Below are 14,365 nucleotides of genomic sequence, written 5' to 3' on the forward strand. Positions count from 1 at the left end.
ATTAATGTCACAAACTGGAGGAGTATGTAGAGCATCAAATTATATAGGTTTTATTAGAAAGGCTTTAAAGGATGCAGGTTTTGGTCATGTGCCAGTAATTAGTATTAATCCTTATGGTATGGAAAGTAATCCAGGGTTTACCTATTCTTTAGAGTTAGCCAAGAAAGGTATGATGGCAACTGTATATGGGGACTTGATTTCTAGGCTTCTTTATAAAGTAAGACCTTATGAAAAGATTAAAGGTTCTGCAGATTTATTATGTGAAAAATGGTTAAAGAAATGTGGAGAATCTGTTGAAGTAGGGGATAAAAGGGAGTACAAAGAAAATATATATGCTATGGTAAAGGATTTTGATAACTTAGAAATTATAGATGTGGAAAAGCCAAAGGTGGGAATTGTAGGAGAGATACTAGTAAAATATCATCCAACTGCTAATAATGATATAGTTAGATTATTAGAAGCTGAAGGAGCAGAGGTAGTAGTTTCTGATTTAACAGACTTTCTAATGTACTGTGCATATAATGAAACCTTTAAGCATAAACAATTGGCAAAGTCTAGATTAAATAAATTTATAGGAGACATTGCTATAATCTATATGGAACACTATAGAAAAGATTTAAGGAAAGCATTAAAAAATAGTAAAAGATTTAATCCACCATTAGAGATAGAGGAATTGGCTAAATTAGCAGAAAGTCTTCTTTCTACAGGGAACCAAGGAGGAGAAGGTTGGTTGTTGACTGCAGAAATGTTAGAATTAATAGAAACTGGTGTTGACAATATTGTATGTGTTCAACCTTTTGGTTGTTTACCAAATCATATAACTGGAAAAGGTATGATAAAAGCCGTAAGAGAAATACATCCTCAAGCAAATATTGTTGCAATAGATTATGATCCAGGGGCTAGTGAAGTTAACCAATTAAATAGATTGAAGTTAATGCTTTCAACTGCTCAGGATAATATGGTAGAAGCACTAAAAAAAGATATAGATGATAAAACTGTTAATTCATATGGTTAATAAAAGGGGAGAAACTTCTCCCCTTTTTATTTTATTTCACTTTCACTATTTTAAAATTTTTTTAACAGCTTTTAATTTTCCTTTATAAGGTGGATATCTAAAATTAGGATCTATTAAGTTACTTTTCTTCAATATACTTTTATAATGTGTAAAAGTATCAAAACTTTTTTTGCCATGGTAGCTGCCCATACCACTAGGGCCTACACCACCAAAAGGTAGATAGGGACTGCTAAGATGCATGATTGTATCATTTATAGCTCCACCGCCGAAGGATATATTATTTATGATTTTTTCTGATTTTTCCTTATTTGACGAGAAGAAGTATAATGCTAAAGGTTTTGGTCTATTATTAATTTTTTCTATAATTTCATCTAAAGTTTCATATTCAATTATTGGTAAAATGGGACCAAATATTTCTTCTTCCATAATCGGACCATCCCAAGAATCTTGATTTATAAGAGTTGGAGAAATATATAGGTTTTCTAAATTATATTGGCCACCGTATATTATATTACTTTTACTAAAAAGGTTTATTAATCGTTTGAAGTGTTTTTCATTTATAATCTTTATGTATTCCCTATTGTTTGCAGGATTTTTACCATAGAATTGTTCTATATATTTTATTAAGTTATTTATTAATTCTTTCTTAACACTTTGATGAACTAATAAATAATCAGGAGCAACACAGGTTTGACCAGTATTTAATAGTTTTCCCCAAACTATTCTTTTTGCATATAAGTCTAAATCCCCTTCTTTATCTACAATACAGGGACTTTTACCTCCTAATTCTAAGGTAATAGGAGTTAAATGTTTTGCTGCTTTAGTCATGACGATTTGTCCTACAGAGGTGCTTCCAGTATAGAAAATGTAATCATATTTTTTATTAAGTAATACTTTAGAGGTTTCTATATCGCCATTTATTATATGGATGTACTTTTTGGGAAAATTATTGTTTATTATTTTTTCAAATAATTTTGCAGAACAGGGTGCATATTCGGAAGGTTTAATAATAGCTGTATTTCCTGCACTTATGCTACCAATGAGGGGAGCAAAACACAATTGAAAAGGATAGTTCCATGGTGCTATAATAAGTGTAATTCCATAAGGCTCTGGATATATGTAACTAGTTGCTTTAAAATTAGTTATAGAGGTTTTAACTTTTTTGGGTTTTGACCAATTTTTTATATTATCTATAATATAAGTAAGCTCTGATAAGACTATGCCAATTTCAGTAGTATAGGCTTCAAAGGCACTTTTATTTAAATCTTTATTCAATGCTTTTTCAATTTCTTTTTCATAGGATATGATTAAATCTTTTAAGGTTTTAAGAGTATTTAATCGGAAATTAATATTAGATGTTTTGCCTGTGTAAAAAAATTTTCTTTGTTCCATTAAAACTTTATCAATATAATCCATAAATTCACCTACTTTTAAATTAGTTGTCATACTAATTATATAGGAAATAAATTTCAAAGTAAAAGTTTTATAGTTCCATGTAATTATAATAGGGTTTATTCTTGATTAATGTCGAATAAGGTAAAAATCTAATAAGTAAAAAACTAACTTTTTAGGTTATAATATATATGAAGCTATGATTTAAAAATAACGAAAGAGGTAATAAAATGATAAAGAAGAAAAAATGTTTAATAATAATTAGTTTATTAATGTTGTTATTATTTATGACTAGTTGCAATCCTAAAAAGTCCAATACAAATGGAGAACTTCCCTCTAAAAGTGTTAATGGAGTAAAGAATAGGGCTAAAGATGAGGGAAAAATATTAACTGAATTTAATAAAATTGCATCTGAGAACAAAGAACCTTATGAAATTGCTCATTTTATAGATGAAAATATATCAGTAGTTTCTAAAGATGGGGCTTTAGAAATGATTGAGAAGTTTGAACAAATTCAAGAAAGTTATATTGAATCCTATTCTGATAAGTTGTTTAAAGATGATAGACAAGTTGTATTAAATAGAGTATCTGATAAAGGGAAATTAGATATGGATAAAATAAATTCAATAGAAGATGAAGAATTTAAAAAATTTTTAGATACTTTATTAGAAGGTAAATATAAACTATCCAATATAGAAGGGGCATTTTATCCTGTAATTGATTATAGTAAATATAAAGAATATAATAAGTATTTACCAGAGGAAATGGTTGGATACATTGAAATAAAGAATATAGAAGAAGAAAATCCATTTTTAATAGGAACTAGTTTAGTTATAACTTGGGATGAACTAGGCGATAGGATCATAGCTGTTGAGGAGTATTTAAGGAAGTATCCGGATACTGTCAAGATAGAGGATATGCTAAAACTATACGGAGATTATTTATTAATTTACTTACAAGGTGTAAAAGATACACAAAATTATGATTATGATACTAAAGTAGTTTATGATGATGTTATTGCTAGTTATAAGAAACTTGTTTCAGAAAATAAAAATTCAATAACTAAGGATATAGTAGAAAAATATTTAGAAGTATTAGAAGAAAATGAAAATAAAATGAATGAGGAGGTTGAAGGAAAAATAGTAGATTTATATAATGAAGCTATTAGTAGATTAGAAGAATTATAGGGAGGTATTATTGTGAAAAAGGTACTAGTTATGTTGGCTGACGGTTTTGAGGAAGTAGAGGCTTTAACGGTAGTGGATTATTTAAGAAGAATGGATGTAGTGTGTGATATTTGTTCAATTATGAGTAGTAAAAAGGTAAAAGGAGCTCATAATATATCCATTGAGGCAGATATAAAGCTTGATGATGTATTGGGCCACAATGAGTATGATGGTATTATACTTCCAGGTGGAATGCCAGGAGCTACTAATCTGCGAGATAATGATGAAGTGATTAAATTAGTACAAGAATTTAATGAAAATAATAAGCTAATAGCTGCTATATGTGCTGCTCCTATTATACTGGAAAAAGCGGGTATTATTGAAGGAAAGGATCTAACTTCTTATCCTGGCTTTGAAGAGGATCTGAGGGTTGGAAACTATAAAGAGGATTTAGTAGTACAAGATGGAAATATAATTACTGGTAGGGGCCCAGCAGTAGCAGTATATTTTGCATTATACATAGTTGAGTATTTAGTTGGAAAAGATAAAAAAGAATCATTGAAAAAGGATATATTACTAGATGAAGTAGAGAAAAAAGTGGGGCGTTAAGCTCCGCTTTTTTAAAATGCTGGAGGTAGAAAAATGAAATTAAAAAGAAACTTTTATAGTAGAGATACATTATTAGTTGCTCAGGAACTTTTAGGGAAGGTTCTAGTACGTAATATAAATGGTAAAATTTTAAAAGGGAAGATAGTGGAAACAGAAGGTTATTTGGGTCTTGCTGATAAAGCTGCCCATAGCTATGGCGGAAAGGTGACAAAGAGACTTGAAACTATGTATGGGTCTCCTGGAAGAGCCTATGTTTATATAATTTATGGGATGTATTATTGTTTAAATACAATAACAAGAAAAGAGGGAATACCAGAAGGAGTACTAATTAGAGCTATAGAGCCTTTAGAAGGAATAGATGCTATGGCTGAGAATAGATTTGGGAAAAGTTTAGAGGATTTTAGTAATTACCAAAAGAAAAATTTTACTAATGGTCCTGGGAAATTGTGTATGGCTATGGATATAACTAAAAAATTAGATAAGGAAGACTTATGCGGTGATATACTTTATATAGAAGAAGGTAAGAAGGAAAAGTTTAATATAGTAAAAGATAAACGTATAGGTATAGACTATGCTGAGGAGGCAAAAGATTATTTATACAGATTCTATATAGAAGGAAATTCCTATGTGTCCAAAGTGAAATGAATATTAAATATTCCCATATTCATTGTAATATAAAGAATTTTTTAGTATTATTTAAATAACAGATGACAAATATGAACTTTGAGGTGGAAATATGGGTAGAAAATTTAGAAGAGCTTTTTTTATTTCTTTTTTGTGCTTTATTATTCTCTATGGGTTAATTGGATATTATACTGTAAAAAAAAGAAATCCAGATGTAACCTTAGGTAAAAATATAGAAAATAAAGATGAAATACTTTTTTTAGTATTAGGTATAGATGGAAATGATATGACAGAGGCAACAGATGTAAGGACCGATACCATGATGCTTGCTAAACTAAATTTTAAATCCGGGGAGCTATCTATACTATCTATTCCCAGGGATACTAGGGTAATGCTTAAGAGTGGAGAGTATGCTGGTAAAATAAATGCAGCCCATAAGCTTGGTGGAGCTGAAGAATCTATAAAGACTGTAAAAGAATTATTGGATATAGATTTAGAATATTATGTTAAAATAGATTATCAGTTTGTAAGAGAAGTAGTAGATTTAATAGGTGGAGTAGAAATGGATATTCCATTTCATATGAAATATGATGATATATCTGATGAACCACCTTTACACATAGATATAGAAGAAGGTAGACAAGTCTTAGATGGAGATAAGGCTATTCAGTTTTTAAGATATAGAAAAAGTAATGATGGTAGTGGAGGATATAAAGAAGGGGATGTTGGTAGAATTAAAGCACAACAAGAATTTATTAAAGCTTTTATGGGGCAAGTATTAAAACCTTCCAATATTTTAAAATCCCCTATGGCTATTAGCAAATATTATAAGTATGTGGAAACTAATATTCCAATGAAAATAGCTTTTAAAGGTGCTTTTAGTGGTAGGAAAATAGATACGGAAGATTTGAATATAAATACATTGCCAGGAGAGGGTAGGTATATAGATGGTATATCCTATTTTATTCACTATGAGGAACCTACACAAGCTTTAATCAAAGAAATGTTTGAAAACCATATTCTAAACTAATTAATATAGTTTTAATTGTGAGGTGAATTATGAAGGAAAGGGAAACTTTTATAGAAAGAAGAGATAGAAAAAAAGAACATATTAACTTCTTTCTAAAATCTAGTTATAATAATGATAATTATTTTGAAGATATATACTTAGAACATAAAGCTTTACCAGAGCTAAATATAGATGAAATAGATACAAAATGTATATTTCTTGGGAAATATGTAGATTATCCGATAATTATTAATGCAATAACGGGAGGAACGGAGTTTTCCAGGGAAATAAATAAAAAATTGTCTAAACTAGCTAAAGAATTTAATATTCCTATAGCTGTTGGATCTCAGACTATATCATTATACGATGAAAAAAGCAGAGATTCCTTTAAAATAGTAAGAGATGTATTAGGTGAAGAGGGAATTGTTTTAGCCAATTTAAATGCTAGAGCATCCTTAGATGAAGTGGAAACTGCCATAAAAATGATAGATGCCAATGGAATTCAACTTCATTTAAATCCTGCTCAAGAATTAACTATGGTAGAGGGAGATAGAACTTTTAAGGGAATAAGGGATAATATAAAACGTATTATAACAAATATTGACAAGCCAGTTATAGTAAAGGAAGTAGGATTTGGAATTTCTAGTGATGTTGCTAAAGAGCTCTATAATATAGGTGTAAGACATATAGATATATCTGGCACAGGGGGAACTAATTTTATAGAAATAGAAGATCTAAGAAATGATGAAATTGACTTTGATGATATTTATAATTGGGGTATTCCTACAGCGTTAAGCCTTTTACAATGTAGAGAAATAAAGGATGATTTAAATATAATTGCTAGTGGTGGGATAAAAAATAGTCAAGAAATTGTAAAGTCCTTGGTATTAGGTGCTACTATGGTAGGAATAAGTGGAGAAATATTAAGACATTTACTAGAAGATGGTTACGAAGTAGCATATAAGTACTTAAAAGGAACCTTATACAAGACAAAAATGCTTATGCTATTACTAGGGAAAAAGAATATACAGGAGCTTAAAACTGCTCCTTTTAAAATAAAAGGGAAGCTGAAGGAGCTGAGTTAAAAACCTTAAGCTTCCTTTTTATTTTCTATAATAAAGATAGCTTATTTCACTTTATGTTATAATAAAATTATTGTTTGTTGGTTTTAGGGATTAGTATTAGGTATATGTTACTTATTTTTTAAAAAGGTGGCTGAATACTTATGAAAGAAGCTATAGTAAAGCTTTTAAAAGAAAATAAAAGCGATTTTATTTCTGGTGAGAAAATTAGTGAATTGTTTGGAGTAAGTCGTACGGCTATTTGGAAATACATAAATATATTGAAAGATGAAGGCTATGAAATAGAGTCTGTTTCGAGAAAAGGCTATAGGCTAATATCTTCACCAGATATATTAACTTATGAGGAAATAGAAGAATGGCTGAATACAGAATATATAGGAAGAAAAATTCATTATTATGATACTATAGACTCTACTAATATAAAGGCAAAGAAAATTGCTTATTTAGAAAAAGAAGGTACAATTGTAGTGGCCGAAAGTCAAAGTAAGGGAAGAGGTAGATTAGGCAGGGAGTGGCAGTCTCCGAAAGGAAAAGGGTTGTGGATGTCTATAATATTGAAGCCTAAAGTAAATCCTGTTCATGTAGCTAAGGTAACTCTTATAGGTGCAGCAGCGGTTAATTTGGCTTTAGAGGATATAGGAATAGATTCTTATATTAAATGGCCAAATGATATTGTCATAAATGGCAAAAAGATATGTGGAATACTTACTGAAATGAGTAGTGAATTGAACATGATTAATTATGTAGTAATGGGAATAGGCATAAATGTGAATTTAGATAAAAAAGACTTTTCTAAAGAAATTTTAGATAAAGGAACTTCATTAAAAATTGAAGCTGGCAAGGAAATTAATAGAAAAAAACTATTAGCTACAGTATTAAATAAGTTTGAGGAACTCTATACCCCCTTTACTGAAGAAGAAGATTTAAGTCAAACCATTGAAATATGTAGAAAAAATTCTATTTTACTTGAGAAGGATATTAGAGTAATTAATAATGGAAAAGAAAGAATAGGCAAAGCTATAGATATAAATGATGATGGAAATTTAATTGTTAAATATGAAAATGGAGAAATTGAAAGTCTTTTATCAGGAGAAATTTCTGTGAGAGGTTTGGAAGGGTATGTATAGAGATAGGAGAAAGTTTTCTATTTAAATTTGCAGGACTATGGGTTAAAAAAATAAATTAATAATAAAGATCATTCATTGTTAGGATGAAGTGAAATGCTCTTTTCTGGTAAAGATAACGTAAGGATAGTAATATAAAAAAACCAGCAAAGAGCATTTTTGTTCATTATTCAAAATGTTAAACAGTTTTTATATTATTTAATACATTATGTATTGCTATTTCTGGCATACCTATAGGCTCTACTATAATTTGTCCTATATAATCCTTAGCCTTATCTTCAATAAGACCTTTCTTCATTAACTGGAATGTAATAGTTTTATTTCCTTTAATAGCTGTACCTAAGACATCTCCTGTATTGGCACTAAGTCCTGAAGGAATGTCTACTGCTATTATATATTTACTTTCTTTATTTATTAAATTTATTGCTTCTGAAAATAGTCCTTCTACATCTCTGGATAGTCCTGTTCCAAAGATACTATCAATAACTATATCAGAAGTTACTAATGAGTTTTTTAATACATTTAAGTCATCCTTTTTAGAGATGTTAAATATATCCGCATCTATATTTTTAAGTATATTGTAATTAGTTTTGAAGTCTTTACTTCCCTTACTTGAATTTCCTAATATAAATATTTCTACATTTTTCCCTTCTGTAATTAAATGTCTTGCTATGGCTATCCCATCCCCGCCATTATTGCCTACACCACATATTATGGTGAAAGAATTATGATTTTTTAAATCTATATTTTGCACAACTCTAAGAGCAGCATTTTCCATAAGTACTATTCCTGGAATACCTAGATTTTCTATACAATAATTATCGATAGCTGCCATTTCTTTAGATGTAATTGTAGTCAATTTAATCATCCCTTTAAATTAGTATTATTGTATATTATTATAACATAGGTCTATTTATTTTCTACTAACTTTATCTTAGGTATTACTTTAATAGACACATAGGAAGCAACTATTGCTTTTAAAAAGTCGCCAGGTAAAAAAACTAAACATCCTGTTTTAAGGGCAGTCATAAAAGAAATGTTTGCATCCATAACCTTATTTAAAATAAGATACATGTAAGGAATACCAAAAGCATAAATAACAAAGGTACCTATAATACTTGCCAATAATATTCTTTTAAAACTTAAGTTTTTTTTAGTATAAGTAATTTTTCCTATTATGTAAGAAGCAAAAATAAATCCTATTAAATATCCAAAGCTTGGTTTTAATACAGTTTCTAGTCCACCAGTAAATCCTGCAAAAATTCTTAAACCAATAAGACCTAAAAGAACGTAAACAATTTGTGACAACGTACCTAATTTACTTCCCAATATAAGTCCAGACATAATAGTAAATAAACTTTGTAATGAAATAGGCACATTTCCTAAGGGAATACTTAAAAAAGCTCCTATAGCAGTTAAAGCAGTAAACATGGCCACTATGACCATATCTTTTGTAGATATTTTCATATAATCCCTCCAATTGTTAACTTTTAAAATAAATGAGTTGACAAACTTAATATATATCTTAAATTTAAATTTGTCAACTGAGAAAGAGAGACAGTCTTTTTTCTCAGTTCAATTAATATTAAATTAGGAAAATTTGTTGACAAAATAATTTATAAAGTATATGCTGTTAATAGATAATATATACAGTATGTACATTGAAAATAGGAGGAATTCTATGAAGATAATAATATCTAATTCTTCAAACCAGCCCATATATGAACAAATATACAGGCAGATTAAGGCAATGATAATAAAAGGAGAGTTAAGGGAAGGGGAAATACTTCCGTCTATTAGAGGTTTGGCAAGAGATCTTCAAATAAGTGTTATTACAACTAAAAGAGCTTATGATGAGTTGGAAAAAGAAGGTTTCATTGAAACTATGCAGGGAAAAGGTTCTTTTGTAGCTAGCCAAAATAAAGAGTTAATGAAAGAAAGAAAGTTAAAAATTATTGAAGAAAAACTTATAGAAGTAGTGAAAGAAAGTAAAATGTTAGGAATTTCTTATGGTGAAATAGAAGAAATGCTAAAGATTTTATTTGAGGAGGAATAATATGGAATATATTTTGGAAGTTAACAACTTAAGAAAAGAATTTAAAAACTTTACTTTAGATAATAATAATTTTAAATTAGAACCTGGATATATTATGGGATTCATTGGTCCGAATGGAGCTGGGAAAAGTACTACCATTAAGCTAATAATGAATTTATTGAAAAAAGATGGTGGAGAAATAAAAGTATTTGGCTTAGATCATATAAAATATGAGAAAAAGATAAAGGATAGAATAGGATTTGTTTATGATGAAAACTATTATTATGAAGAATTAACTATTAATCAAATGAAAAATATAGTAGCTAGTTTCTATTCAAAATGGAATGATGATACCTTTAATGAGTATTTAAAAGAATTTAATTTGAATCCAAAATCAAAAATTAAAACATTATCTAAGGGAATGAAGATGAAATTTTCGTTGGCAATAGCCCTTTCTCATGATGCAGACTTAATAATAATGGATGAACCAACTTCAGGTTTGGATCCAGTATTTAGAAGGGAAATATTAGACATACTTTATGGCATAATTCAGGATGAAAGGAAAAGTGTTTTCTTTTCTACTCATATAACTACTGATTTAGAAAAAATAGCAGATTATGTTACTTTTATTAATGAAGGAAAAATAGTATTTTCCCAACCTAAAGATGATATTTTAGAAAAATATGCAGTTGTAAAAGGTGGCTTAAACATACTTAATGATGAAATGAAGAAAAATTTTATCGGGTTGAGGGAAACTAAAGTAGGTTTTGAAGGATTAACTGATAATGTAGAAAATATAAAAGAGCTGTTTAAAGATGAAATATTAATTGAAAAGGCAACTCTTGAAGACATAATGTTTTATACAGTTAAAAAATAATATTAGTTATGGTTTTGACAGATTTAGTCACTATAGGAGGTTGTAGATATGATTGGAACAATAAAAAAAGATTTAATACATATATTCTCTTCGAAAAGAGAAAGGATATTTTATCTTTTATATATACCTTTTTTATTATTAATAGTAGATTCTTATGAACCAAAATGGATATATTTTGCCGTAATATATTCCTATACTTATTTAACCTGTATTTCAACTATTGCTTACGAAAGCAATCTAAAATTTAATCGTGTATTTAATTCCTTGCCTATAACTAGGAAAGAAGTTGTTATTTATAAATATATATCTTTTTTCATCTATTTAACTTTAGTTATTGTATATGCTGGGGTTTATTTGTGGATAATTAACACTTTGGGAATAAAAAATGTGGATTATTTTAATTTGGAAATGATAATAAGGGCTATTCCTATTCTTATGATTTCTTTATCTATAGTATTTCCATCTTATTTTTCACTGGGGCCTAGATTAGCACAAATGGTTCATATTATAGTCTTTGTGAGTTTTTTTATAGGGATAATATCTGTTTCGGGTGGAGATTTATTTATAAATAAGATATTTCAATTTATGGCTAGTGGAAAGTTTTTTATTCTAGCCTCAGTAGTATACCTTTTGTCCTTAATATTATCAACAAAGTTATATGAAGGTAAAGATTTATAAAATATTCTAGGAAGGATTAGATTAAAGTCAGTTATAAAATGAGGTGATATTATGTTTAAATTGGCGCTAAAAGATATAAAATTATCAAAAAAAATGTTGGTAATTATTACAGCATATATAATGATTTTGGTTTCATCGATTCTACCGTCAATGGATGAAATCTTTACAGGTATTACTTATACTATGTTAATGGTAATGGGAATCTTTATGCTAGTTATTTATACTAATGGCTACGATGATAGAAATAAAACAGAAATAGTTATAAATAGTTTTCCTATCAAGAAAGCTGATATTGTAAGAGGAAAGTACTTGACTCTTGTTCTATATATGATAATTATATGCGGTATATTGTTTTTATCTTCTAATCTTTTAAGAGGATTATTTACTAGGTTCCAAGGTGGGAAAAGCGCAACTTTAGGAAATGTTATAGTTGCTACAAATATTACATTACTATTCTATGCAATATATTATCCTATATATTTTAGAGTAGGGGAAGATATTATGACTTTTAACTATATATTGTGGTTTTTAGTTTTGGCTAGTCCATCTTTAATGAGAAAATTAGTAAATTGGTTAATAGAAAAAGGTATGATGGATCAAATGTTAAATATAAATTTAAGAAAAGCAAACTTAACTATTTTAATTATTTCAATTATAGTGTTCTATATATCTTTACAAATATCTAAAAAATTATATAAGCAACGAGAATTTTAAAGAAGGGTGTAAAGCTCATGGTTTAGCTTAATTATGGCTTATTGTAACTTCATTATCATAAAAGTAAATATATATGATAAAAATAGCTAGAAAATGTTTACAAAATAGATTTTAGCTATATAATAGAATTACCTGGATGATGCTAGGTATAAATATTAAAAAATTTAACAAATATTATATAAACGACGAAATATGAAAGGTTCACGGGTAGGTCTGACTAACCTACCCAATTTATTTTTTGAAATTAACAGAACAAAAGCATTAAATAAAAATAGTGTATATAATTCTAAAAACAATAAGTAACCTGAAATGTTTTGTTAAAAAATTAATCTTATTATATAATGAATATGGAATAATTAGTTTGAGAGGTGGCTTATGGAGAAGAGATTAAATAAGAAAAGTTTATATGCAGATTTATCTTTATTATTAGTAGCAGCAATATGGGGCAGTGGATTTGTAGTTACAAAAAACGCTGTAAACCATATTACGCCCTTTTATATGTTGGCCATTAGATTTTTTATCTCTTTTATATTAATGGCTATTATATTTTGGGAAAGAGTTAAAAATACAAAGTTAAAAGATATAAAGGCAGGTGCTGTAATAGGGTTTTTTCTATTTACGGCTTTTGCTACTCAAACCTACGGTATTAAATACACTACTGTTAGTAAACAAGCATTTATTACTGCTAGTAATGTTGTTATGGTCCCTTTTTTTTACTGGTTCGTAAGTAAAAAGAAGCCAGAACCTTATGAAATAATGTCAGCAATAATTTGTTTTATTGGTATTGGAATATTAAGTATTGAAAAGGGGTTCAGAATAGGTTTAGGGGATAGTCTTACCTTATTATGTGCTGTATTTTTCGCTAGTCATATAGTTTCTATAGGAATCTTCGCAGAAGACCATGATCCTATTTTACTAACTATATATCAAATGTTTATTGCAGCAATTTTTTCTTTAGTTTCTGCAATAATTTTTGAGCCTAAAATTCCTATTTTAACTAAAGAGATAATTTTCCCTGTACTTTACTTATCTATTTTTAGTACATTAATTGCTTTTCTAGTTCAAAATCTAGCACAAAAGCATACATCTTCTACTAAGGCAGCTATTATACTTAGTACTGAGGCCTTATTTGGCAGTCTGTTTTCTTTTGTTTTTTTAAAGGAACCTTTCAGTTTAAAGTTTTTAGTTGGCTGTAGTGCTATTTTATTTTCTATTATCAATACTGAAACAAAACTGCAGCTATAAATATATAATATGGGGGGATTGTAGTGAAAAAAGATGTGATAAAAGACATGGGATTTGCTACAAAAGCTATTCATGGTGGTTATGAAAAAAATGAAGTAGGTGCCTTAGCTACACCTATTTATCAAACATCTACTTTTATGTTTGAATCAGCAGAGCAAGGTGGAAGAAGGTTTGCTCAAGATGAAGAAGGGTATATGTATACCAGATTAGGAAATCCTACTTGTACCCAGTTAGAAGAAAAAATAGCCCTTCTTGAAGGAGCAGAAGCATGCGTTTCAACTGCATCGGGAATGGGTGCTATAACTTCTGCATTATGGACATTATTAGAAGCAGGAGATCATGTAATTGCCGCTGAAACTTTATATGGATGTACTTTTGCTTATTTAAATCATGGTTTACCTAGATATGGAGTAGAAGTAACTTTTGTTGACACCACTGACCCAGAAAACGTAAGGAAAGCTATGAAAGAAAATACCAAGGTAGTTTATTTAGAAACTCCAGCTAACCCAACATTAAAAATAACGGATATTGAAGCCGTGGCAAAAATTGCTCATGAAAAAGAAGATTGTGTAGTTATGGTTGATAATACTTTTAGTACTCCTTATTTACAAAAGCCTTTAGAACTAGGTGCAGATATAATAGTCCATTCAGCTACTAAGTATTTAAATGGTCATGGTGATCTTATAGCTGGTTTTGTTTGTGGAAATGAAGAATATATAAATAATGTAAGATTTTTTGGTGTCAAGGATATGACTGGGGCTTGTTTAGGAGCTTTTGAAGCTTATTTAATTATTA

Annotated in this window: 16 protein-coding genes; 13 read left to right on the forward strand and 3 right to left on the reverse strand. The window is 28.7% G+C overall.

All coding sequences use genetic code 11. The annotated features are described in order from the left end of the window. On the forward strand, positions 1 to 1,015 hold a 1,015-nt coding region (locus tag VK071_00595), incomplete at its 5' end, for a 2-hydroxyglutaryl-CoA dehydratase (GenBank protein HLR33813.1). A gap of 45 nt (positions 1,016 to 1,060) precedes the next feature. Here VK071_00595 and VK071_00600 read toward each other — a convergent pair. Then, a complete protein-coding gene (locus tag VK071_00600) occupies positions 1,061 to 2,431 on the reverse strand; it encodes an aldehyde dehydrogenase (GenBank protein ID HLR33814.1) in 1,371 nt (456 codons plus the stop codon). Positions 2,432 to 2,637: 206 nt separating this feature from the next. Here VK071_00600 and VK071_00605 point away from each other — a divergent pair, with 206 nt between their 5' ends. From VK071_00605 to VK071_00630, 6 genes are all read left to right on the forward strand, one after another. Then, positions 2,638 to 3,594: a hypothetical protein gene (locus VK071_00605; GenBank protein ID HLR33815.1), complete on the forward strand. Its 957-nt coding sequence runs from the start codon at positions 2,638 to 2,640 to the stop codon at positions 3,592 to 3,594. 12 nt (positions 3,595 to 3,606) lie between these two features. Then, positions 3,607 to 4,182 carry a DJ-1 family glyoxalase III gene (locus tag VK071_00610; protein HLR33816.1) on the forward strand — a complete coding sequence of 192 codons (576 nt, stop codon included), beginning with the start codon at positions 3,607 to 3,609 and terminating at the stop codon, positions 4,180 to 4,182. Positions 4,183 to 4,215: 33 nt separating this feature from the next. Next, positions 4,216 to 4,827 carry a DNA-3-methyladenine glycosylase gene (locus tag VK071_00615; GenBank protein ID HLR33817.1) on the forward strand — a complete coding sequence of 204 codons (612 nt, stop codon included), beginning with the start codon at positions 4,216 to 4,218 and terminating at the stop codon, positions 4,825 to 4,827. Positions 4,828 to 4,918: 91 nt separating this feature from the next. Then, the gene (locus tag VK071_00620) at positions 4,919 to 5,836 is read left to right on the forward strand and encodes an LCP family protein (protein ID HLR33818.1); all 918 of its coding nucleotides are present in this window, start codon (positions 4,919 to 4,921) and stop codon (positions 5,834 to 5,836) included. Positions 5,837 to 5,865: 29 nt separating this feature from the next. Next, entirely contained in the window at positions 5,866 to 6,900 is a 1,035-nt protein-coding gene (gene fni / locus VK071_00625) for a type 2 isopentenyl-diphosphate Delta-isomerase (protein HLR33819.1), read from the forward strand. Positions 6,901 to 7,040: 140 nt separating this feature from the next. Then, positions 7,041 to 8,024 (forward strand): biotin--[acetyl-CoA-carboxylase] ligase, encoded by a 984-nt coding sequence (locus tag VK071_00630; protein ID HLR33820.1) that lies wholly within the window; start codon positions 7,041 to 7,043, stop codon positions 8,022 to 8,024. Between the two features lie 175 nt (positions 8,025 to 8,199). Here the strand turns inward: VK071_00630 and VK071_00635 are convergent, their stop codons facing one another. Further along, positions 8,200 to 8,880, reverse strand: a complete 681-nt coding sequence (locus VK071_00635) for an NAD(P)H-hydrate epimerase (GenBank protein HLR33821.1) — start codon at positions 8,878 to 8,880, stop codon at positions 8,200 to 8,202. Between the two features lie 50 nt (positions 8,881 to 8,930). After that, positions 8,931 to 9,488, reverse strand: coding sequence for a biotin transporter BioY (locus tag VK071_00640; GenBank protein HLR33822.1), 558 nt, complete (start codon positions 9,486 to 9,488; stop codon positions 8,931 to 8,933). Between the two features lie 214 nt (positions 9,489 to 9,702). On the opposite strand from VK071_00640, the gene VK071_00645 reads away from it, so the two are divergent. From VK071_00645 to VK071_00670, 6 genes are all read left to right on the forward strand, one after another. Further along, positions 9,703 to 10,077 carry a GntR family transcriptional regulator gene (locus VK071_00645; protein ID HLR33823.1) on the forward strand — a complete coding sequence of 125 codons (375 nt, stop codon included), beginning with the start codon at positions 9,703 to 9,705 and terminating at the stop codon, positions 10,075 to 10,077. A 1-nt stretch (position 10,078) separates the two neighbouring features. After that, positions 10,079 to 10,933: an ABC transporter ATP-binding protein gene (locus tag VK071_00650; GenBank protein ID HLR33824.1), complete on the forward strand. Its 855-nt coding sequence runs from the start codon at positions 10,079 to 10,081 to the stop codon at positions 10,931 to 10,933. Positions 10,934 to 10,981: 48 nt separating this feature from the next. Further along, positions 10,982 to 11,611, forward strand: coding sequence for an ABC-2 transporter permease (locus VK071_00655; protein HLR33825.1), 630 nt, complete (start codon positions 10,982 to 10,984; stop codon positions 11,609 to 11,611). A 51-nt stretch (positions 11,612 to 11,662) separates the two neighbouring features. Then, on the forward strand, positions 11,663 to 12,325 hold the full coding sequence (locus VK071_00660) for an ABC-2 transporter permease (GenBank protein ID HLR33826.1): 663 nt from the start codon (positions 11,663 to 11,665) through the stop codon (positions 12,323 to 12,325). Between the two features lie 375 nt (positions 12,326 to 12,700). Beyond that, a complete protein-coding gene (locus VK071_00665) occupies positions 12,701 to 13,570 on the forward strand; it encodes a DMT family transporter (protein ID HLR33827.1) in 870 nt (289 codons plus the stop codon). Between the two features lie 47 nt (positions 13,571 to 13,617). After that, the coding region (locus tag VK071_00670; GenBank protein ID HLR33828.1) for an aminotransferase class I/II-fold pyridoxal phosphate-dependent enzyme at positions 13,618 to 14,365 on the forward strand (748 nt) is incomplete at its 3' end.

It is taken from the genome of Tissierellales bacterium (assembly GCA_035301805.1).
Taxonomy (GTDB): Bacteria; Bacillota; Clostridia; order Tissierellales; family DATGTQ01; genus DATGTQ01.